This window comes from Streptomyces spinoverrucosus (assembly GCF_006539505.1).
GTDB classification, from domain to species: Bacteria; Actinomycetota; Actinomycetes; order Streptomycetales; family Streptomycetaceae; genus Streptomyces; species Streptomyces spinoverrucosus.
The window spans coordinates 176,964-199,184 of the sequence record NZ_BJND01000017.1; the positions used below are offsets into that span (position 1 = coordinate 176,964).

The 22,221-nt window shown below is 67.2% G+C and carries 16 protein-coding genes; 13 read left to right on the plus strand and 3 right to left on the minus strand.

Annotation, left to right across the window (positions count from 1 at the left end; translation table 11 throughout):
* The first annotated feature begins 103 nt into the window (after positions 1-103).
* Positions 104-3,589, plus strand: a complete 3,486-nt coding sequence (gene rpoB, locus SSP24_RS12590) for a DNA-directed RNA polymerase subunit beta (RefSeq protein ID WP_141309602.1) — start codon at positions 104-106, stop codon at positions 3,587-3,589.
* 94 nt (positions 3,590-3,683) lie between these two features.
* Complete coding sequence (locus SSP24_RS12595; protein WP_141309603.1) at positions 3,684-7,583, plus strand: DNA-directed RNA polymerase subunit beta'; 3,900 nt, start codon at positions 3,684-3,686, stop codon at positions 7,581-7,583.
* Between the two features lie 57 nt (positions 7,584-7,640).
* Here the strand turns inward: SSP24_RS12595 and SSP24_RS12600 are convergent, their stop codons facing one another.
* Both SSP24_RS12600 and SSP24_RS12605 read right to left on the minus strand, forming a co-directional pair.
* Positions 7,641-7,904: a hypothetical protein gene (locus tag SSP24_RS12600; RefSeq protein WP_141309604.1), complete on the minus strand. Its 264-nt coding sequence runs from the start codon at positions 7,902-7,904 to the stop codon at positions 7,641-7,643.
* A 180-nt stretch (positions 7,905-8,084) separates the two neighbouring features.
* Complete coding sequence (locus SSP24_RS12605) at positions 8,085-9,389, minus strand: putative hexosyltransferase (RefSeq protein ID WP_141309605.1); 1,305 nt, start codon at positions 9,387-9,389, stop codon at positions 8,085-8,087.
* A 422-nt stretch (positions 9,390-9,811) separates the two neighbouring features.
* Between SSP24_RS12605 and rpsL the strand changes: the two genes are divergently transcribed.
* From rpsL to SSP24_RS12630, 5 genes are all read left to right on the plus strand, one after another.
* Positions 9,812-10,183, plus strand: a complete 372-nt coding sequence (gene rpsL, locus SSP24_RS12610) for a 30S ribosomal protein S12 (RefSeq protein WP_003948652.1) — start codon at positions 9,812-9,814, stop codon at positions 10,181-10,183.
* Positions 10,184-10,185: 2 nt separating this feature from the next.
* On the plus strand, positions 10,186-10,656 hold the full coding sequence (gene rpsG / locus SSP24_RS12615) for a 30S ribosomal protein S7 (RefSeq protein ID WP_003998848.1): 471 nt from the start codon (positions 10,186-10,188) through the stop codon (positions 10,654-10,656).
* A 39-nt stretch (positions 10,657-10,695) separates the two neighbouring features.
* Positions 10,696-12,822 carry an elongation factor G gene (gene fusA, locus SSP24_RS12620; protein WP_141309606.1) on the plus strand — a complete coding sequence of 709 codons (2,127 nt, stop codon included), beginning with the start codon at positions 10,696-10,698 and terminating at the stop codon, positions 12,820-12,822.
* 156 nt (positions 12,823-12,978) lie between these two features.
* Positions 12,979-14,172 carry an elongation factor Tu gene (gene tuf, locus SSP24_RS12625; RefSeq protein WP_141309607.1) on the plus strand — a complete coding sequence of 398 codons (1,194 nt, stop codon included), beginning with the start codon at positions 12,979-12,981 and terminating at the stop codon, positions 14,170-14,172.
* A 292-nt stretch (positions 14,173-14,464) separates the two neighbouring features.
* Positions 14,465-15,640, plus strand: a complete 1,176-nt coding sequence (locus SSP24_RS12630; protein ID WP_141309608.1) for an acyltransferase family protein — start codon at positions 14,465-14,467, stop codon at positions 15,638-15,640.
* A gap of 77 nt (positions 15,641-15,717) precedes the next feature.
* On the opposite strand, the gene SSP24_RS12635 is transcribed toward SSP24_RS12630, so the two are convergent.
* Positions 15,718-16,239: a hypothetical protein gene (locus SSP24_RS12635; RefSeq protein ID WP_141309609.1), complete on the minus strand. Its 522-nt coding sequence runs from the start codon at positions 16,237-16,239 to the stop codon at positions 15,718-15,720.
* A 329-nt stretch (positions 16,240-16,568) separates the two neighbouring features.
* Here SSP24_RS12635 and SSP24_RS12640 point away from each other — a divergent pair, with 329 nt between their 5' ends.
* The 6 genes from SSP24_RS12640 (at position 16,569) to SSP24_RS12665 (ending at position 22,182) form a co-directional block, all read left to right on the plus strand.
* Positions 16,569-17,156, plus strand: coding sequence for an LbetaH domain-containing protein (locus SSP24_RS12640; protein ID WP_141309610.1), 588 nt, complete (start codon positions 16,569-16,571; stop codon positions 17,154-17,156).
* Positions 17,153-18,265 (plus strand): glycosyltransferase, encoded by a 1,113-nt coding sequence (locus SSP24_RS12645; protein ID WP_141309611.1) that lies wholly within the window; start codon positions 17,153-17,155, stop codon positions 18,263-18,265. The genes SSP24_RS12640 and SSP24_RS12645 overlap by 4 nt, the downstream gene beginning before the upstream one ends.
* A 103-nt stretch (positions 18,266-18,368) precedes the next feature.
* Complete coding sequence (locus SSP24_RS12650; RefSeq protein ID WP_141309612.1) at positions 18,369-19,154, plus strand: class I SAM-dependent methyltransferase; 786 nt, start codon at positions 18,369-18,371, stop codon at positions 19,152-19,154.
* 2 nt (positions 19,155-19,156) lie between these two features.
* A complete protein-coding gene (locus tag SSP24_RS12655) occupies positions 19,157-19,933 on the plus strand; it encodes a CDP-alcohol phosphatidyltransferase family protein (protein ID WP_141309613.1) in 777 nt (258 codons plus the stop codon).
* A gap of 37 nt (positions 19,934-19,970) precedes the next feature.
* Positions 19,971-20,951 carry an NAD-dependent epimerase/dehydratase family protein gene (locus tag SSP24_RS12660; RefSeq protein WP_141309614.1) on the plus strand — a complete coding sequence of 327 codons (981 nt, stop codon included), beginning with the start codon at positions 19,971-19,973 and terminating at the stop codon, positions 20,949-20,951.
* 25 nt (positions 20,952-20,976) lie between these two features.
* Positions 20,977-22,182, plus strand: coding sequence for a glycosyltransferase family 4 protein (locus SSP24_RS12665; protein ID WP_141309615.1), 1,206 nt, complete (start codon positions 20,977-20,979; stop codon positions 22,180-22,182).
* The last annotated feature ends 39 nt before the right edge of the window (positions 22,183-22,221 follow it).

The following is a 22,221-nucleotide window of genomic DNA, read 5'->3' on the forward strand; positions in this document are numbered from 1 at the left end:
CACCGACGATCGGACCGTCCCTGACCTGGGACTATCTGTCTCTGTGTATCGGTGAGGGGCCGGTACGCGCGTAGTGAGTCCGAGCCCTCGGAAGGACCCCCTCTTGGCCGCCTCGCGCACTGCCTCGACCGCGAATATGAACAACGGCGCCAGCACCGCCCCGCTGCGCATCTCCTTTGCAAAGATCAAGGAGCCCCTCGAGGTTCCGAACCTTCTTGCGCTGCAAACCGAGAGCTTCGACTGGCTGCTCGGCAACGACGCGTGGAAGGCTCGTGTCGAGGAGGCTCTGGACAACGGTCAGGACGTCCCCACCAAGTCCGGGCTCGAGGAGATCTTCGAGGAGATCTCCCCGATCGAGGACTTCAGCGGGTCGATGTCGCTGACCTTCCGCGACCACCGCTTCGAGCCGCCGAAGAACTCGATCGACGAGTGCAAGGAGCGTGACTTCACCTACGCGGCTCCGCTCTTCGTCACCGCCGAGTTCACCAACAACGAGACCGGCGAGATCAAGTCCCAGACGGTCTTCATGGGCGACTTCCCGCTCATGACGAACAAGGGCACCTTCGTCATCAACGGCACCGAGCGTGTCGTCGTCTCGCAGCTGGTGCGCTCGCCGGGTGTCTACTTCGACTCCACGATCGACAAGACGTCCGACAAGGACATCTTCTCCGCCAAGATCATCCCGTCCCGGGGTGCCTGGCTGGAGATGGAGATCGACAAGCGCGACATGGTCGGTGTCCGTATCGACCGCAAGCGCAAGCAGTCCGTCACCGTCCTCCTGAAGGCGCTCGGCTGGACGACCGAGCAGATCCTCGAGGAGTTCGGCGAGTACGAGTCGATGCGCGCCACCCTGGAGAAGGACCACACCCAGGGCCAGGACGACGCGCTGCTCGACATCTACCGCAAGCTGCGTCCGGGCGAGCCCCCCACGCGTGAGGCCGCGCAGACGCTGCTGGAGAACCTGTACTTCAACCCCAAGCGTTACGACCTCGCCAAGGTCGGCCGCTACAAGGTCAACAAGAAGCTGGGTACGGACACGCCGCTGGACGCGGGTGTCCTGACCGTCGAGGACATCATCGCGACGATCAAGTACCTGGTGAAGCTGCACGCCGGTGAGACCGAGACGGTCGGCGACTCCGGTCGCTCGATCATGGTCGAGACCGACGACATCGACCACTTCGGCAACCGCCGTATCCGCAGCGTCGGCGAGCTGATCCAGAACCAGGTCCGTACGGGTCTCGCCCGTATGGAGCGCGTCGTGCGCGAGCGCATGACCACCCAGGACGTCGAGGCGATCACGCCGCAGACCCTGATCAACATCCGGCCGGTCGTCGCCTCCATCAAGGAGTTCTTCGGCACCAGCCAGCTGTCCCAGTTCATGGACCAGAACAACCCGCTGTCGGGGCTGACGCACAAGCGCCGTCTCAACGCCCTGGGCCCGGGTGGTCTGTCCCGTGAGCGGGCCGGCTTCGAGGTCCGTGACGTGCACCCCTCGCACTACGGCCGCATGTGCCCGATCGAGACGCCGGAGGGCCCGAACATCGGTCTGATCGGCTCGCTCGCCACCTACGGCCGGGTCAACGCGTTCGGTTTCGTCGAGACCCCGTACCGCAAGGTGATCGACGGCCAGGTCACCGACGAGGTGAACTACCTGACCGCCGACGAGGAGGACCGCTTCGTCATCGCGCAGGCCAACGCGCCGCTGACCGACGAGCTCCGGTTCGCCGAGGCCCGCGTGCTGGTCCGCCGCCGTGGCGGTGAGGTCGACTACGTCGCGCCCGAGGACGTGGACTACATGGACGTCTCGCCGCGCCAGATGGTGTCGGTCGCGACCGCCATGATCCCGTTCCTTGAGCATGACGACGCCAACCGTGCCCTCATGGGCGCGAACATGATGCGCCAGGCCGTGCCGCTGATCCAGGCGGAGTCCCCGCTCGTCGGCACCGGCATGGAGTACCGCTCCGCGGTCGACGCCGGCGACGTGGTGAAGGCCGAGAAGGCCGGTGTGGTCCAGGAGGTCTCCGCGGACTACATCACCACCGCCAACGACGACGGCACGTACATCACGTACCGCCTGGCCAAGTTCGCCCGCTCCAACCAGGGCACCTCGGTCAACCAGAAGGTCATCGTCGGCGAGGGCGACCGGGTCGTCGAGGGCCAGGTCCTCGCCGACGGTCCGGCCACCCAGCAGGGCGAGATGGCGCTGGGCAAGAACCTGCTGGTCGCGTTCATGCCGTGGGAGGGTCACAACTACGAGGACGCGATCATCCTGTCGCAGCGCCTCGTGCAGGACGACGTCCTCTCCTCGATCCACATCGAGGAGCACGAGGTCGACGCCCGTGACACCAAGCTCGGCCCCGAGGAGATCACCCGGGACATCCCGAACGTCTCCGAGGAGGTCCTCGCCGACCTCGACGAGCGCGGCATCATCCGCATCGGTGCCGAGGTCATCGCCGGTGACATCCTCGTCGGCAAGGTCACGCCCAAGGGTGAGACCGAGCTGACGCCCGAGGAGCGCCTGCTGCGCGCGATCTTCGGTGAGAAGGCCCGTGAGGTCCGTGACACCTCGCTGAAGGTGCCGCACGGCGAGACCGGCAAGGTCATCGGCGTGCGCGTCTTCGACCGCGAGGAGGGCGACGAGCTGCCGCCGGGCGTGAACCAGCTGGTCCGCGTCTATGTCGCGCAGAAGCGCAAGATCACCGATGGTGACAAGCTCGCCGGCCGCCACGGCAACAAGGGTGTTATCTCGAAGATCCTGCCGATCGAGGACATGCCGTTCCTGGAGGACGGCACCCCGGTCGACATCATCCTCAACCCGCTGGGTGTGCCGTCCCGAATGAACCCGGGACAGGTTCTGGAGATCCACCTCGGCTGGCTCGCCAGCCGCGGCTGGGACGTCTCCGGCCTCGCCGACGAGTGGGCGCAGCGCCTGCAGGCCATCGGCGCCGACCAGGTCGAGCCCGGCACCAACGTCGCCACCCCGGTCTTCGACGGTGCGCGTGAGGACGAGCTCGCGGGTCTGCTGCAGCACACCATCCCGAACCGCGACGGCGAGCGCATGGTGCTCCCGTCCGGCAAGGCGCGGCTGTTCGACGGCCGTAGCGGTGAGCCGTTCCCGGACCCGATCTCGGTCGGCTACATGTACATCCTGAAGCTGCACCACCTGGTCGACGACAAGCTGCACGCCCGTTCGACCGGTCCGTACTCGATGATCACCCAGCAGCCGCTGGGTGGTAAGGCCCAGTTCGGTGGCCAGCGGTTCGGCGAGATGGAGGTGTGGGCACTCGAGGCGTACGGCGCCGCCTACGCCCTCCAGGAGCTGCTGACCATCAAGTCCGACGACGTCACCGGCCGCGTGAAGGTCTACGAGGCCATCGTCAAGGGCGAGAACATCCCCGAACCCGGCATCCCCGAGTCCTTCAAGGTGCTCATCAAGGAGATGCAGTCCCTGTGCCTGAACGTGGAGGTGCTGTCCAGCGACGGTATGTCCATCGAGATGCGTGACACCGACGAGGACGTCTTCCGCGCTGCGGAGGAGCTCGGCATCGACCTGTCCCGGCGTGAGCCGAGCAGCGTCGAAGAGGTCTGACGGGAGTCCGGCCGGGGCTCATAAAGCCCCGGCCGACCCCAGGACCCCCGTATCAGACCCCAAGACTTACGACCCTGAGAGGGATTGACGCATAGTGCTCGACGTCAACTTCTTCGACGAGCTCCGGATCGGCCTGGCCACCGCTGACGACATCCGTCAGTGGAGCCACGGCGAGGTCAAGAAGCCCGAGACCATCAACTACCGCACCCTCAAGCCCGAAAAGGACGGACTCTTCTGCGAGAAGATCTTCGGTCCGACCCGGGACTGGGAGTGCTACTGCGGCAAGTACAAGCGTGTCCGCTTCAAGGGCATCATCTGCGAGCGCTGTGGCGTCGAGGTCACGCGCGCCAAGGTGCGCCGTGAGCGGATGGGCCACATCGAGCTGGCCGCTCCCGTCACGCACATCTGGTACTTCAAGGGCGTTCCGTCGCGGCTGGGCTACCTGCTCGACCTCGCCCCGAAGGACCTTGAGAAGGTCATCTACTTCGCCGCGTACATGATCACGTACGTGGACGAGGAGCGCCGTACGCGCGACCTGCCCTCCCTGGAGGCGCATGTCTCCGTCGAGCGGCAGCAGATCGAGCAGCGCCGGGACGCCGACCTGGAGGCGCGCGCCAAGAAGCTCGAGGCCGACCTGGCCGAGCTGGAGGCCGAGGGCGCCAAGTCCGACGTGCGCCGCAAGGTGCGCGAAGGCGCCGAGCGGGAGATGAAGCAGCTGCGCGACCGTGCGCAGCGCGAGATCGACCGCCTCGACGAGGTGTGGAACCGGTTCAAGAACCTCAAGGTCCAGGACCTGGAGGGCGACGAGCTGCTCTACCGCGAGCTGCGTGACCGCTTCGGCACGTACTTCGACGGTTCGATGGGTGCCGCGGCGCTGCAGAAGCGCCTGGAGTCCTTCGACCTGGATGAGGAGGCCGAGCGCCTCCGCGAGATCATCCGCACCGGCAAGGGCCAGAAGAAGACCCGTGCGCTGAAGCGGCTGAAGGTCGTCTCCGCGTTCCTGCAGACCTCCAACAGCCCCAAGGGCATGGTCCTCGACTGCGTCCCGGTGATCCCGCCGGACCTGCGTCCGATGGTGCAGCTGGACGGTGGCCGCTTCGCGACCTCCGACCTGAACGACCTGTACCGCCGTGTGATCAACCGGAACAACCGACTGAAGCGGCTTCTCGACCTCGGCGCGCCCGAGATCATCGTGAACAACGAGAAGCGCATGCTTCAGGAGGCCGTCGACGCGCTGTTCGACAACGGCCGCCGTGGCCGTCCGGTCACCGGTCCGGGCAACCGCCCGCTGAAGTCCCTCAGCGACATGCTGAAGGGCAAGCAGGGTCGATTCCGTCAGAACCTGCTCGGCAAGCGTGTGGACTACTCCGCGCGTTCCGTGATCGTCGTCGGTCCGCAGCTGAAGCTGCACCAGTGCGGTCTGCCGAAGGCGATGGCGCTGGAGCTGTTCAAGCCGTTCGTGATGAAGCGGCTGGTCGACCTGAACCACGCGCAGAACATCAAGAGCGCCAAGCGCATGGTGGAGCGCGGCCGCACCGTCGTGTACGACGTCCTCGAAGAGGTCATCGCCGAGCACCCGGTGCTGCTGAACCGTGCGCCCACCCTGCACCGCCTGGGCATCCAGGCCTTCGAGCCGCAGCTGGTCGAGGGCAAGGCCATCCAGATCCACCCGCTCGTGTGCACCGCGTTCAACGCGGACTTCGACGGTGACCAGATGGCCGTACACCTGCCGCTGTCCGCGGAGGCGCAGGCCGAGGCCCGCATCCTGATGCTGTCCTCGAACAACATCCTCAAGCCGGCCGACGGCCGTCCGGTGACGATGCCGACCCAGGACATGGTGCTGGGCCTGTACTTCCTCACCACGGACGACGAGGGCCGTGACATCAAGGGCGCCGACCGTCCGTTCTCCTCGGTCGCCGAGGCGATCATGGCGTTCGACGCCGGCGATCTGTCGCTGCAGGCACGGGTCGACATCCGCTTCCCGGTGGGCACCATCCCGCCGCGTGGCTGGGTGCCGCCGGTCCGTGAGGAGGGCGAGCCGGAGTGGCAGCAGGGTGACAGCTTCACGCTGAAGACCACGCTGGGCCGTGCGCTCTTCAACGAGCTGCTGCCCGAGGACTACCCGTTCGTCGACTACGAGGTCGGCAAGAAGCAGCTCTCCCAGATCGTCAACGACCTGGCCGAGCGCTACCCGAAGGTCATCGTGGCGGCCACGCTCGACAACCTGAAGGCGGCCGGCTTCTACTGGGCCACCCGTTCCGGTGTCACCGTCTCGATCTCCGACGTCGTCGTCCCCGAGGCGAAGAAGGAGATCGTCGCCAAGTGGGAGGCGGCGGACGAGAAGGTCCAGAAGCAGTACGAGCGCGGTCTGATCACCAAGGACGAGCGCACGCAGGAGCTCATCGGCATCTGGACCAACGCGACCAACGAGGTCGCCGAGGCCATGACGCACAACTTCCCGAAGACCAACCCGATCTTCATGATGGTCAACTCGGGTGCTCGTGGAAACATGATGCAGATGCGTCAGATCGCCGGTATGCGTGGTCTGGTGTCCAACGCCAAGAACGAGACCATCCCGCGGCCGATTAAGGCGTCGTTCCGTGAGGGTCTGTCCGTGCTGGAGTACTTCATCTCCACGCACGGTGCCCGTAAGGGTCTGGCGGACACCGCTCTGCGTACCGCCGACTCGGGTTACCTCACCCGTCGTCTGGTCGACGTCTCGCAGGACGTCATCATCCGCGAGGAGGACTGCGGCACCGACCGTGGTCTGCGGCTGAACATCGCCACGCAGGGCGCCGACGGTGCGCTGCTCAAGGCGGAGGACGTCGAGACGTCGGTGTACGCGCGCTGCCTCGCCGAGGACATCGTCGTGGACGGCAAGGTGCTGGCCCCGGCCGGTACCGACCTGGGCGACGTGCTGATCGACGAGCTGATCCTGCACGGGGTCTCCGAGGTCAAGACCCGCTCGGTCCTGACCTGCGAGTCCGCCGTCGGCACCTGCGCCATGTGCTACGGCCGCTCGCTGGCCACCGGCAAGCTGGTCGACATCGGTGAGGCGGTCGGCATCATCGCCGCCCAGTCCATCGGTGAGCCCGGTACCCAGCTGACGATGCGTACCTTCCACACCGGTGGTGTGGCCGGTGACGACATCACCCAGGGTCTGCCGCGTGTCGTCGAGCTCTTCGAGGCCCGTACCCCGAAGGGTGTCGCCCCGATCTCCGAGGCCACCGGCCGCGTCCGGATCGAGGAGACGGAGAAGACCAAGAAGCTCGTCGTCACCCCGGACGACGGCAGCGACGAGACGGCGTACCCGATCTCGAAGCGTGCCCGACTCCTGGTCAGCGAGGGCGAGCACGTCGAGGTGGGCCAGAAGCTCACCGTGGGTGCCACCAACCCGCACGACGTGCTGCGCATCCTGGGCCAGCGTGCCGTCCAGGTCCACCTGGTCGGCGAGGTCCAGAAGGTGTACAACTCGCAGGGTGTGTCGATCCACGACAAGCACATCGAGATCATCATCCGGCAGATGCTCCGCCGTGTGACGATCATCGAGTCCGGTGACGCCGAGCTGCTGCCCGGTGAGCTGGTCGAGCGTTCGCGCTTCGAGCACGAGAACCGTCGTGTGGTCCAGGAGGGCGGTCACCCGGCCTCCGGTCGTCCGCAGCTCATGGGTATCACCAAGGCCTCGCTGGCGACCGAGTCGTGGCTGTCTGCGGCGTCCTTCCAGGAGACGACCAGGGTCCTCACGGACGCGGCGATCAACGCCAAGTCCGACTCCCTGATCGGCCTCAAGGAGAACGTCATCATCGGTAAGCTCATCCCGGCCGGTACGGGTCTGTCCCGCTACCGCAACATCCGGGTCGAGCCGACCGAGGAGGCCAAGGCCGCGATGTACTCGGCCGTGGGCTACGACGACATCGACTACTCGCCGTTCGGTACGGGCTCCGGCCAGGCCGTGCCGCTGGAGGACTACGACTACGGTCCGTACAACCAGTAAGCGAGTCGCTTGAGTCGAGGGGCGGTCCCTTTTGGGGGGCCGCCCCTCGGCGTGTGTTCAGCGCCCGGTCAGCTCCACCACGGCCACGGCCGCGGTGGTGAGCGCGGCGAGGGCGCCGATGCTGGCGAGGGGCCAGCGGGAGCGCTCCAGCGAGGCGAGGCGCTCCTCGTGGTCGGCGAGCTGCTTGTCGTTCTGGTCGCTGCGCTGGACGAGGAGCGCGAGGCTTCCGTCGACCCGGGCGAGGCCGGCTTCCAGGGAACCGCGCAGGCGCTCCAGTTCGAGGGCGACGGTGAGTGAGTCGTTCGGGTCGGGGTCGGTCATCGGCACCTCCGGTGCGGAGCCAGGTGGGCAGGAGGGCCTGCACGACGGGGAGCGCCCTATCCCTCCGTAGCGACCGGACCCTCGGAGACTAATTCGAACGTATGAGCGATAGATGGTGCAGGCTACCGCACAGGCCTGTGCGGCCGCAGGGGAAAACGGAAGCGGTCAACGCCACTTCGGCTACGGGACTCCCAGTTCGAACAGCACGAAGTGCGCGTACCAGCCCGATGCCGGTGCTGCGATCGCGAAGAACACCGTCAGGGTCGGCCAGCCGAGCCTGGTCATCGCGGCCGCCGGGGCGAGGAGGAGGGGGAAGCAGGGGAGCAGGTAGCGCGGGGTGTTGCCGAAGATCTGCTGGGTGCCCAGGACGCTGACGATGCTCGCCAGCGTGTAGGCGACCAGCACCAGGGGCGGCCGCTTGCGCAGCATCAGCGCGATCAGGAACGGCAGCGCCAGCACCAGCTGGACGGCGAGCAGGTCGGGGACGGAGAAGGCGAAGATGTAGTCGTGCTCCCCGATGGCCGTGTTGGCCAGCACGTCGAGGGTGTAGGAACCGAAGTCGAAGAAGTGCGCCCACCCCTCGCGCTGAAGCGTGAAGTACGCCGTCAGCTCGCCCATGCTGAGCCCGACCCAGGCGACGTAGGTGAGCAGGCCGAGCGGCGCGGCGATCATGGCGTAGACCGGCCCCGCCACCCCGTGCTTGCGCCGGCTCTCCCGCCGGGCCAGCGTCACCAGCGCGGCGAGTCCCACAGCGCCGATGAGCGCGGCGGACGTGGGCCGGTTGAGGCCGGCCACGAAGGCCAGCAGCCCGGCGGCCACCCAGCGGCCCTTCATCACGCAGTAGCAGCACCAGGCGGCGATCGCCACGAACACGGACTCCGAGTACACCGCCCACTCGACGCCCGCGCCGGGCACCACCGCCCACAGCCCGGCCGCGATGGTGCCCGCGCGGGCACCCGCGAGCAGCGAGATCACGGCGTAGATACCGGCGGCCGCGACGAAGGAGGCGATCACCGAGACGAGGATCCCGGACCCGTACAGCCCGAGCCCGGTCACCTCCGAGGTGCCCCGGATCAGGCCCGGGTAGAGGGGGAAGAACGCGACGGAGTTCTGCTCGACCGTGAACATGCCGCCGGGATTCAGCCGGCGCAGCGGCCCGGGGTCGTACCCCTTCTCGGCGACCTGGAGGTACCACCAGCCGTCCCAGGTGGCGAGTACGTCCCACCAGTGCGCGCCGCCGCCGAAGCGGGGGTTCTTCTCCCGGTAGCTCCCGGAGGCCAGCAGCAGGGCGGCGAAGACGACGGTCCCGACGAGCTTGGCGGCGCCGTAGAGGAGCAGGGGATCGGCGTACGGCCGCAGGCCGTCCGGCACCCTGAGGCGCAGCCCGTCCGGCAATCCGAGACGCCGTACCCTTCGGGGCCGCTCCGCGCCCTTGTCGTCGGTCGCGGCGGAATCCGTCGCCGCGGAACTGGCAGCCGTACTCATGACTGTGGGTCCCCCCTCGGCCCGATCACCGGGCCCCGGGCGGGGCATCACAGTCCGGATGATCGTGAAACATCTGTCATAAGATCCCCACAGGGTCGCACATGTGTGCAAGGTGGTGGGGGTGGGGTCCGGCCGGGTTCGGCCGGACAGGAGATTGTGACGCAGTCGGTGTGGCCCGGTCGGCGCCGGGCATTTGTTTTGACCGCAGCGTATGCGGTAGGTACGCTCAGACCTTGTGCCTGGGGTGTGCCCTGGCTTTCGTGCGTGCCTTCAACCGCATGGGGAGTCCGCGAGCGGCCACCGTAATCTGCGCTTCTTTCTGCCTTGCGGCGGGAGTCCGCGGGATTCGACACACCCGACCGCGTGGGTCGGCGACGTTCCAGGTTAGCTGTACCCATCGGCACACAGAAACCGGAGAAGTAGTGCCTACGATCCAGCAGCTGGTCCGTAAGGGCCGGCAGGACAAGGTCGAGAAGAACAAGACGCCCGCACTCGAGGGTTCCCCTCAGCGTCGTGGCGTCTGCACGCGTGTGTTCACGACCACCCCGAAGAAGCCGAACTCGGCCCTGCGTAAGGTCGCGCGTGTGCGTCTGACCAGCGGGATCGAGGTCACGGCCTACATTCCGGGTGAGGGACACAACCTGCAGGAGCACTCCATCGTGCTCGTGCGTGGTGGCCGTGTGAAGGACCTGCCGGGTGTTCGCTACAAGATCATCCGCGGTTCCCTTGACACCCAGGGTGTGAAGAACCGCAAGCAGGCCCGCAGCCGCTACGGCGCCAAGAAGGAGAAGTAAGCATGCCTCGTAAGGGCCCCGCCCCGAAGCGTCCGGTCATCATCGACCCGGTTTACGGCTCCCCCCTGGTGACCTCCCTGATCAACAAGGTGCTGCTGAACGGCAAGCGCTCCACCGCCGAGCGCATCGTCTACGGCGCCATGGAGGGCCTGCGCGAGAAGACCGGCAACGACCCGGTCATCACGCTCAAGCGCGCTCTGGAGAACATCAAGCCGACCCTCGAGGTCAAGTCCCGCCGTGTCGGTGGCGCCACCTACCAGGTCCCGGTCGAGGTCAAGCCCGGCCGTGCCAACACCCTGGCGCTGCGCTGGCTGGTCGGTTACTCCCGCGCCCGTCGCGAGAAGACCATGACCGAGCGTCTGCTCAACGAACTCCTCGACGCCAGCAACGGCCTCGGTGCCGCTGTGAAGAAGCGCGAGGACACGCACAAGATGGCCGAGTCCAACAAGGCCTTCGCGCACTACCGCTGGTAGTCGCTACCCACATCGAGACCGAGAGAAGACTGAAGCCTTATGGCTACCACTTCGCTTGACCTGGCCAGGGTGCGCAACATCGGCATCATGGCCCACATCGACGCGGGCAAGACGACCACCACCGAGCGGATCCTGTTCTACACCGGTGTTTCGTACAAGATCGGTGAGGTCCACGACGGCGCTGCCACCATGGACTGGATGGAGCAGGAGCAGGAGCGTGGCATCACGATCACCTCGGCTGCCACCACCTGCCACTGGCCGCTGGAGAACGTCGACCACACCATCAACATCATCGACACCCCGGGGCACGTCGACTTCACCGTTGAGGTGGAGCGCTCCCTGCGTGTGCTCGACGGTGCCGTGACGGTGTTCGACGGCGTTGCCGGCGTCGAGCCCCAGTCCGAGACGGTGTGGCGTCAGGCGGACCGCTACGGCGTTCCGCGTATCTGCTTCGTGAACAAGCTCGACCGCACCGGTGCCGAGTTCCACCGCTGTGTCGACATGATCTCCGACCGCCTGGGCGCTCAGCCGCTGGTCATGCAGCTGCCGATCGGTGCCGAGGCGGACTTCAAGGGCGTCGTCGACCTGGTGAAGATGAAGGCGCTGGTGTGGTCCGCCGAGGCCACCAAGGGCGAGATGTACGACACCGTCGACATCCCGGCCACGCACACCGAGGCGGCCGAGGAGTGGCGCGGCAAGCTGCTCGAGGCCGTCGCGGAGAACGACGAGGAGATGATGGAGCTGTACCTGGAGGGCGAGGAGCCTTCCGAGGAGCAGCTGTACGCGGCGATCCGCCGTATCACCATCGCCTCCGGCAAGGGCCAGGGCACCACGGTGACCCCGGTGTTCTGCGGCACCGCCTTCAAGAACAAGGGCGTTCAGCCCCTGCTCGACGCGGTCGTGCGCTACCTGCCGTCCCCGGTCGACATCGAGGCCATCGAGGGCCACGACGTCAAGGACCCGGAGACGGTCATCAAGCGCAAGCCGTCCGACGACGAACCGCTGTCGGCGCTGGCGTTCAAGATCATGAGCGACCCGCACCTCGGCAAGCTCACCTTCGTCCGCGTGTACTCCGGCCGCCTGGAGTCCGGCACCGCCGTGCTGAACTCCGTCAAGGGCCGCAAGGAGCGCATCGGCAAGATCTACCGCATGCACGCCAACAAGCGTGAGGAGATCGAGTCGGTGGGCGCCGGTGACATCGTCGCCGTCATGGGCCTGAAGCAGACCACCACCGGTGAGACCCTGTGCGACGACAAGTCGCCGGTCATCCTGGAGTCCATGGACTTCCCGGCGCCGGTCATCCAGGTCGCCATCGAGCCCAAGTCGAAGGGCGACCAGGAGAAGCTGGGCGTCGCGATCCAGCGCCTGGCCGAGGAGGACCCGTCCTTCCAGGTCCACTCGGACGAGGAGACCGGCCAGACCATCATCGGTGGTATGGGCGAGCTGCACCTCGAGGTGCTGGTCGACCGTATGCGCCGTGAGTTCAAGGTCGAGGCCAACGTCGGTAAGCCGCAGGTCGCGTACCGCGAGACGATCCGCAAGGCCGTCGAGAAGGTCGAGTACACCCACAAGAAGCAGACGGGTGGTACCGGTCAGTTCGGTCGGGTCATCATCGCGATCGAGCCGATCGAGGGCGGCGACGCCTCCTACGAGTTCGTCAACCAGGTCACTGGTGGTCGTATCCCGAAGGAGTACATCCCCTCGGTCGACGCCGGCTGCCAGGAGGCCATGCAGTTCGGCATCCTCGCCGGTTACGAGATGACCGGTGTGCGTGTGACGCTGCTCGACGGTGCCTACCACGAGGTCGACTCCTCCGAGCTCGCGTTCAAGATCGCCGGTTCGCAGGCCTTCAAGGAGGCCGCGCGCAAGGCGTCCCCCGTGCTCCTCGAGCCGATGATGGCCGTCGAGGTCACCACGCCCGAGGACTACATGGGTGACGTCATCGGCGACATCAACTCCCGCCGTGGCCAGATCCAGGCCATGGAGGAGCGGGCCGGTGCCCGCGTCGTGAAGGGCCTCGTGCCCCTGTCGGAGATGTTCGGCTACGTCGGAGACCTCCGCAGCAAGACGTCGGGTCGCGCAAGCTACTCGATGCAGTTCGACTCCTACGCCGAGGTTCCGCGGAACGTCGCCGAGGAGATCATCGCGAAGGCCAAGGGCGAGTAACGCACCGCGTTCATACGCCGTAGGCTTGACTCCGGAGCCTCACGGGGCATTCCCCCGCATTCTCGGGTGAATGCCCCGGGGCCCGGGACTTAACAGCAAAGATCACCTGGCGCCGATGAAGTAAGGCGTACAGAACCACTCCACAGGAGGACCCCAGTGGCGAAGGCGAAGTTCGAGCGGACTAAGCCGCACGTCAACATCGGCACCATCGGTCACATCGACCACGGTAAGACGACCCTCACGGCCGCCATTACCAAGGTGCTGCACGACGCGTACCCGGACCTGAACGAGGCCACCCCGTTCGACAACATCGACAAGGCGCCGGAAGAGCGTCAGCGCGGTATCACCATCTCCATCGCGCACGTCGAGTACCAGACCGAGGCGCGTCACTACGCCCACGTCGACTGCCCGGGTCACGCGGACTACATCAAGAACATGATCACCGGTGCCGCCCAGATGGACGGCGCGATCCTGGTGGTCGCCGCCACCGACGGCCCGATGCCGCAGACCAAGGAGCACGTGCTCCTGGCCCGCCAGGTCGGCGTTCCGTACATCGTCGTCGCCCTGAACAAGGCCGACATGGTGGACGACGAGGAGATCATGGAGCTCGTCGAGCTCGAGGTCCGCGAGCTCCTCTCCGAGTACGAGTTCCCGGGCGACGACCTGCCGGTCGTCCGTGTCTCCGCGCTCAAGGCCCTCGAGGGCGAGCAGCAGTGGGTCGACTCCGTCCTCAACCTGATGAAGGCTGTCGACGAGTCCGTCCCGCAGCCGGAGCGCGACGTCGACAAGCCGTTCCTGATGCCGATCGAGGACGTCTTCACGATCACCGGTCGCGGTACGGTCGTCACCGGCCGTATCGAGCGTGGTGTCCTCAAGGTCAACGAGACCGTCGACATCATCGGCATCAAGACCGAGAAGACCACCACCACGGTCACCGGCATCGAGATGTTCCGCAAGCTGCTCGACGAGGGCCAGGCCGGTGAGAACGTCGGTCTGCTGCTCCGCGGCATCAAGCGCGAGGACGTCGAGCGCGGCCAGTGCATCATCAAGCCGGGCTCTGTCACCCCGCACACCGAGTTCGAGGCCCAGGCCTACATCCTGTCGAAGGACGAGGGTGGTCGCCACACCCCGTTCTTCAACAACTACCGCCCGCAGTTCTACTTCCGCACGACTGACGTGACCGGTGTCGTGCACCTCCCCGAGGGCACCGAGATGGTCATGCCGGGCGACAACACCGAGATGCGCGTCGAGCTGATCCAGCCCGTCGCCATGGAGGAGGGCCTGAAGTTCGCCATCCGTGAGGGTGGCCGGACCGTGGGCGCCGGCCAGGTCACCAAGATCGTCAAGTAAGTGACCTGGTAGCTCCAGCTGCGAGCTCGTGAAGGGGCCCGTACGACTTCGGTCGTCCGGGCCCCTTTGCCGTGCCCGGCGGTATTCGAAAATCCAGATGGTTGTGCTCAGTCTGAGTGAAAACTGGTCGAACGTTCTGCGGCGGATTGGCGAGAGTTACGGCAACTCCCTGTGACCACGGGGGGATTGTTCTTTTCTGTCCCTGTGGGACGGCAGGCGCCGACGTAGCGTGAAGCGTCTGTCCAGTGGCCGTCGGGCCCCGAGTGTCTCCCGAGGATGGCTAGGTCTCCTGATGCAGGGTGTGCGCAGCCGATTGTCGATACCCATGCCGGTCGCGGCGGCCGAACAGCCGCCACAGCCGCTGGGTGCGCCGAAGGCCGCCACGTCGGCACGTGCCGCCCGGCGTCCGCGGCTGTACGTCGTCGACGGCATCCGCCTCCTCGCCGCCCTGATGGTCGTGCTGCACCACTTCGCCGGTACCCGCCGGGCCAACGAGCCGGGCAACATCATCTGGGACCGCCCGGTGTCGGAGCTCATGCCGACGGTGTTCCGCGTCGCGTCCTTCGGCTGGATCGGCGTCGAGATCTTCTTTGTGATCAGCGGCTTTGTGATCTGCATGTCGTGCTGGGGCCGGACGCCGAAGGACTTCTTCGTCTCGCGCGTGATCCGGCTCTACCCGGCGTACTGGTTCGCCGTCTTCTTCACCACGGCCGTGCTGGTGCTGCTGCCGGGTGTGCAGGAACGGCTGCGGCTGCGGGAGATCCTTTTCAACCTGACGATGCTCCAGGCCGGGTCCGACATTCCCAACGTCGACCCCGTGTACTGGACGCTCTGGTCGGAGCTGCGGTTCTATCTGCTGTTCCTCGTCGTCGTGGCCATGGGCCTGACGTACCGTCGGGTCGTCGTCTTCTGCTGCATCTGGGGTGCGGCGGCGATGCTGGCGCCGGTCTCCAAGTTCCCGCTGCTGACGCTGGTCGCCGACCCGAGCGCCGCCTGGTACTTCATCGCCGGGCTCGCCCTCTACCTCATGCACCGCTTCGGCCAGGACCTGCTGCTGTGGGGCATCCTCGCGATGTCCTGGCTGATGGGGCAGCTGGAGCTGGGGGAGCGGGTCGAGTACGAACAGGTCAGCAGCTGGCGCGGCGCGGTCGTCATCTTCACCGCGTTCATGCTGCTGATGGTTGCCATCGCGCTGGGCTACACCGACCGCATCCGTTGGAAGTGGCTGGTGACGGCGGGCTGTCTGACGTACCCGCTCTACCTCATGCACTACCTCGCGGGCATCGTCTTCATCCACCACCTGCGCGGCACCATGGACCCCCGCCTCCTGGTCGCGGTCCTGGTGGCCGGGTTCCTGGTGCTGAGCTGGCTGGTGCACCGGCTGGTGGAGCGGCCGGTGGCGCGGGCGTTGAAGAAGGGGTTGGAGTCGTCGTTCGTACGGTTGCGGGGCTTTCAGCGGGTGGCCTAGGGCGGTTTCCAACTGGCCGGGGGCCCGGGACATCCCGGGCCCCCTTCCGGTGTCAGGCCGAGTCACCCATTGGGGGCTCAGGTCTGGTTGCCGTCGCGGTCGAGGCAGAATTCGATGTTGCTGATGTCGTGGTAGAGACTGCCGCTCGGGCCGGCACCCAGCGGCGCGTGGAGATTCGTGTCCTCCTCGATGCCCGAGGGGCGGTAGTCGTACTCGTTGGTGTTCGGCCCGCCCTTGACGAGGACACCCAGGGCGACGTGATCGCTGATGATGTCGAAGTCGAAGGTCTCCCCGACGCCCTCGGTGTTCCGGACGGTGATGCTGACCGTGAAGCCGTCGACCGTGAACTCATTCGTCCCGACCTCCGGGTTGTTGATGACGCGCACGCCCTGGGGGCAGGTGTACCCCAGCTCGGGGAACGTCGCGTTGCCCTGCTCCTCGTCCGGCTGCACGCCTGAGCCGCTGGGCGGGCCCGGCTGCAGGGCCGACGCGGGGGCGGCGAAGCCGACCGCGAGTGCCGTCGTCAGGCCGAGGCCGACCAGCTGCGCTGCCCATCGGGGGCGGCGTGAATGACTCTTTGCAGGGATGGTTACTCGCACGACGAGTACTCCTTCTCGTTCTGGGTGATCCGGACTTCGCGTGGGACCCTCGGCCGTCTCTTCCGGCGACCCGAGTTCTGACTCTTATCCGCTAGCCGGGCAAACCGATCATTTGCACAGGCCGACCGGCGTCACGCCGAAAGCCCTGTCTGCCTACGCCATCCGAGGTTTCGGAACACTGGAAAGGCGGAGTGTGCCGATCGGGCGCGTGGAGGTCTTCCGAGCGGTCGAGCGTGTCGGCAACACGCCCTTATGTACTGGTTCACACTGATCACTCAGTAGCAATGTACGTAAATGGGCATATCGTCCAGCTCCGGAAGGGCCATCACATGGCAGAGACCGCAGCGCCGCCCGGCACGGGGGCCCGCGCGGGCGCGACCGACCACAGGGCCGCCGTCGAGCGCTCCCTGCGAGGTTTCACGGGAGCGGGCTATGACAAGGGACGCCCCCTGCTCGTCCAGGCCGCCTGGTTCGCCGTTCTCCATCTCGTGTTCGTCAAGTGGTGGTTCCCGGCCCGCTGGCGACCGGCCGTGCTGCGGGCGTTCGGCGCACGCGTCGGGCAGCGGGTGCTGATCCGGCGCGGTGTCCGCGTGCACTGGCCGTGGCGGCTGTCCGTCGGCGACGACGTATGGATCGGTGAGGACGCCTGGCTGCTCAATCTGGAACAGATCACCATCGGCAGCAATGTGTGCGTCTCCCAGAGTGCGTTGCTGTGCACGGGAAGCCACCAGCACGACCACCCCACCTTCGAGTTCGACAACGGGCCGATCCGCCTGGAACACGGTGCCTGGGTCGCGGCACGGTCCGTCGTGCTGCGGGGGGTCACCGTCGGCCGCGGGGCGGTGGTGGGTGCCTCGGCGGTCGCCCACCGCGACATCCCTCCGGGCGCCGTGATCACCGCGGGCGGTCTGGCATGAGGGTCGTCCATGTCGTGACCCTGGTCAGCGACGACGGAGCCTACGGCGGTCCGACGAGTGTGGCCGCCGGGCAACTGGAGGAGTGCGCCGCGCGAGGCCACGACGTCACGTTGGTGTCGCTGTGGCGGGGCAGAGGCCCGGCACCGGCGCGCTTCGGCTCGGTGCCGCTGCGCACGCGCCCGGCACGCTCCCTGCTCCCCGGGCGGTTCACCGGGCTCATGCACCCGCTGCTCGTCAAGGACCTGTGGCGTTCCATGGGCGGGGCCGACGTGGTCCACGTCCACGCGGGGCGTGACCTCGTCACCCTCACAGCGCTGGCCGTCGCCGTGCTGCGGCGCACGAGGTTCGTCGCCCAGACGCACGGCATGGTGCAGCCCCGGCGCTCGGCCGCGGTCAGGCTCTTCGACCGGCTGTACGTGCCGCTGCTGCGGCGGGCGCGTGCCTGCCTGGTTCTCACCGAGCAGGAGCGTGGAGCCGTGGCCGGGGTCGTCGGCGCCGGCGGTCCGCCGCTGGTGACCCTGCCCAACGGGGTGCGACCGGAAAGCGCGGGTGCGGCGGAGCACCGTGGGCGCGAGCGGGAGGTGCTCTTCCTGGCCCGGCTGCACCCGCGCAAGCGCCCGGAGGCGTTCGTCGAGATGGCCGCCCTGGCGCATCGTCAGGTGCCCGACGCCCGGTTCACCCTCCACGGGGCCGACGAGGGGGTGTTGCCCCAGGTGCGCCGGCTCATCGCCGAGCACGGGCTGGAGGGTGTCGTTTCCTACGGCGGAGCGCTGGAGCACGCGGAGGCGGTACGGGCCTACACGCGGGCGGCCGTCTACGTCCTGCCCAGCGTGGACGAGCCCTTCGGCATGACCGTGATCGAGGCTCTCGCCGCGGGCACCCCCGTGGTGTGCACCGACAGCTGCGGCATCGCGGAGGAGCTGGACCGCCGGGGGGCGGCCGTGGTCACCAACGGCAGCCCTCGGCAGCTGGCCGACGCGGTGTGCGCGCTGCTGAACGACGAGGGCAGGCGGCAGGCCCTCGCCGCGGCGGGCCACCGTGCCGTCGTGGAGGCCTTCTCCGTCCACGCGGTGACGGACCGGCTGGAGACGATCTACCGGCGCTTGTGAGTCCGAACGGATGGACATCGTGATGGGCTTGCTCGTCGGACGCGGCCAGGTCGGCTCGCAGGCCTACTTTCGGCAGATGAGCACCACTGTGACAAAGCCATCCATGGGCGAGCTGCAACAGTGCAGCCATGACGCGGGCCACAATTACGCGAAAGGCTCCCCGCACATTCTTCACCACAGCATCCGGGACAGAGTGGTCCGGAGCATCCACGAGCTGGTGGGCGAGATCCTCGCCAGGACAGGCCAGTGCCGGGTCGTCGAAGTCGGTGCGGGCCACGGGTGTTTCACCGACCATCTGCTGGCGGCCGGGGCCGAGGTGCAGGTCACGGAGATGAGCGCGTCGAGCGCGGATGTCCTGCGCCACCGTTTCCGGCACAACGGCAAAGTCACCGTCGTGCACGACGCCGACGGGGAGGCCGCCCTCAGCGGTGACCCGGTCGACGCCGTCGTCTGTATCTCCGTACTGCACCACATCCCCGATTACCTGGGCACGATCAACCGGTTGGTCGGTCGCATCTCCCCTGGCGGGGCCTTCCTCAGTTTCCAGGATCCGCTGTGGTACCCCCGGCGTTCCAGGCTGTCCCTGGCGCTCGACCGCGGAGCCTACTTCGGGTGGCGGCTGTTCCAGGGAGAACCCCGCCGGGGGATGGCCACCTGCATGCGCCGGCTGCGCGGTGCGTACGACGAGGCGAACCCGTCCGACATGGTGGAGTACCACGTGGTACGGCAGGGCGTCGACGAGGAGGCCATCCGCGACCGCCTCACCGCGTCGTTCTCAGCCGTCCGCCTCGAGCGGTACTGGTCGACGCAGTCCTGTCTGCTGCAGGCAGTGGGGGATCGGTACTTTCCCGCGTCGAACTTCGGAATCCTCGCGCACGGACGCCGTTGAGCATGGACTTTTCCAGCGCACTGAGGCAGCTCTCGCAGGCGCAGAAATCCGCCCGGGGGGTTTCCGCCTACACCCGGTTCGTGAACCGGCCGGTCGGCAGAGTGCTGGCGGCCGCGGCGCACCGTATGGGACTGTCGCCCAATCACGTCACCCTCGTCAGCGCCCTGGTGACCTTCGCGGCCATTGCCGCCACGGCTCTGCTGCCCCCTTCCCACGCGCTCGGACAGTGCGTCGCCCTGGCCCTGGTCCTCGGCTTCGCGCTCGATTCGGCGGATGGTCAATTGGCCCGGCTGCACAGGTCGACCAGCCTGTCCGGCGAGTGGATGGACCATGTGGTCGACTGCGCCAAGCTCCTGGGCATTCACGCGGCGGTGCTGATCTCCTTCCACCGGTTCTTCGATCTGCCGCGTCCCGCCCTGCTGCTGGTGCCGATCGCCTTCCAGTTCGCCGCCGTCGTGCTGTTCTTCGGGGGCATCCTGACGGAGCAGCTGAGAAGGCGCGGGGACGAGACGGAGACCGGCTCACCCTCCGCCGTTCGCGCCGTGGCCCTGCTGCCCGTGGACTACGGCCTGCTGTGCCTCGTCTTTTTGTTCCTCGGGAACCAGAAGCTGTTCTTCGCGCTGTACGTCGCCCTGCTCGCGGCGCACGCGGTGTTGTTGCCGGTGTTCCTCTCCAAGTGGTTCAGCGAGCTCTCCCGACGTACTCGTACGGAGGCATCAGGCACTTCCGGACACGAAGACGCGCGGCATATCACCATAATTGGGATAAATGCTGATTAATCTGCCAGGCAGATCCCGGCTTTCTGAAGGAGCTGCCATGAGCAAGCAGGTGGACGTCGTCGTTGCGGGAGGTGGGGGATTCATCGGTGGGCACCTCGCCGCCGATCTCCTGTCCCAGGGCCTGACAGTCCGTTGTGTCGACATCAAGCCGCGGCACGAGTGGCATCAACTGCACTCCGCCGCCGAGAACGTCGTCGCCGATCTGTCGCTCCTCGACAGCGCCCGTGCGGCCGTCCGGGACGCCGGGCAGGTGTACATGCTGGCCGCCGACATGGGCGGCATGGGCTTTATCGAGAACAACAAGGCCGCCTGCATGATGTCGGTGCTGACCAGCACCCACATGCTCAAGGCCGCCCAGGAAGCCGGCGTGGAGCGCTACTTCTACTCGTCCTCCGCCTGCGTGTACGCCGCCGGAAAGCAGACCGACGCGGACGTCACCGCGCTGAAGGAGGAGGACGCGTATCCGGCCCAGCCCGAGGACGGCTACGGCTGGGAGAAGCTGTTCTCCGAGCGCATGTGCCGCCACTTCGAGGAGGACTACGGGTTCACGTGCCGGGTCGCGCGCTACCACAACGTGTACGGCCCCGAGGGCACCTGGACCGGAGGCCGCGAGAAGGCCCCCGCGGCCGTGTGCCGCAAGATCGCGGAGGCGGCCATCTCCGGCCTGCACAGGATCGAGATCTGGGGCGACGGCCGGCAGACCCGCTCCTTCATGTACATCGGCGACTGCGTCCACGGCACCCAGATGATCATGAAGGGGACCAGCAGCGTCCCGGTCAACCTCGGCTCCTGCGAGCTGGTCACCATCAACCAACTGGTCGACATCGTCGAGGAGATCGCCGGTATCCGCTGCGAGCGCAGGTACCACCTGGACGCCCCGCAGGGCGTGCGCGGCCGCAACTCCGACAACACCCTGATCCGCGAGCTCTACGGCTGGGAGCCCTCGATCTCCCTCGGCGACGGCCTGGAGAGGACCTATGCCTGGGTCTACGACCAGGTGAAGCTCGCCGCCCACTGATCCGCGCACGGCAGGGGAGCAGCCGATGAAGATCCTCCTTCACGACTACAGCGGCCACCCGTTCCAGGCCCAGCTCAGCCGCGAGCTGGCACGTCGCGGTCACGACGTCGTGCACTCCACCTGCGTCGCCTACGTCTCCGGCAAGGGAAACCTCGGCGGAGACGCGGCCGACGGCCTCCGCTTCGCCACCATCGGCGACCGCACCGTGCTGAGGAAGGACGCTTACGTCCACCGCCTCTTCCAGGAGACCCGGCTCGGTTTCGAACTGGCCCGTCAGGTGCGACGTGAGGGGCCGGACGTGGCGATGCTCGGCAACCTGCCCATCCCGACCCTGGTCGTGGCCGCGCTGGCGTCGAAGGTGCTGCGTGTCCCGTGGGTGCTGTGGCACCAGGACGTCACTGCCATCGCGCTCAGGAGCTTCGCCGCCGCCGGCGTCTCGAAGCTGATGGGCGTCGCCGCCAAGGTCTTCGAGCAGGGGGAGAAGTGGGCGGCGCGATGCGCCTCGGCGATCGTGGTGATCGCCGACTCCTTCGTGCGGGTCCATGAGGAGTGGGGTACGGCCGACAAGGTCACGGTCATTCCCAACTGGGCGCCGCTGGACGAGATCCACCCCGTGCCCCGGGACAACACCTGGTCGGCCGAGCACGGTCTCACCGGCGTCAGGACTGTGCTGTACTCGGGCACCCTCGGCCTCAAGCACCAACCCGTCCTGCTCGTCCGGCTGGCCGAGCGGCTGCGCGAGCAGGGCGAACAGGTCCGTCTCGTCGTCGTCAACGACGGCCCGGCCGTCCCGGTCCTCAAGGAAGCCGCCGCCGCCCGCGGCGTCGACCTGACCCTGCTGCCGTTCCAGCCGTACGAGCGGCTGCCCGAGGTGCTGGGCACGGGTGACGTGCTGGTCGTGCTGCTGGCGGCGGATGCCGGGGAGTTCTCCGTTCCGTCCAAGACACTGTCCTATCTGTGCGCCGGACGTCCCGTGCTGGGACTGATGCCGGAAGACAACCTGGCGGCGAAACTGCTCCGCCAGGCCGGCTCGGCGGTGTTCCCGCCCGAGGAGTCCTCGCTGGACGACGCGGCCACCTGGGTCCGCGAGATCCTGACCGACCCTGCGCGCGCCGAGTCGCTGGGCAAGGAGAGCCGGGCGCTGGCCGAGCGGGAGTTCGCGCTGGAGGGCTGCGCCTCGCGATTCGAGCGAATTCTCGGCGCGGTGCGCGGATCCCATATTGTGCAGTAATAGCAATTTCCATCGGGAAAAGCATCCGGAAAAACGTCC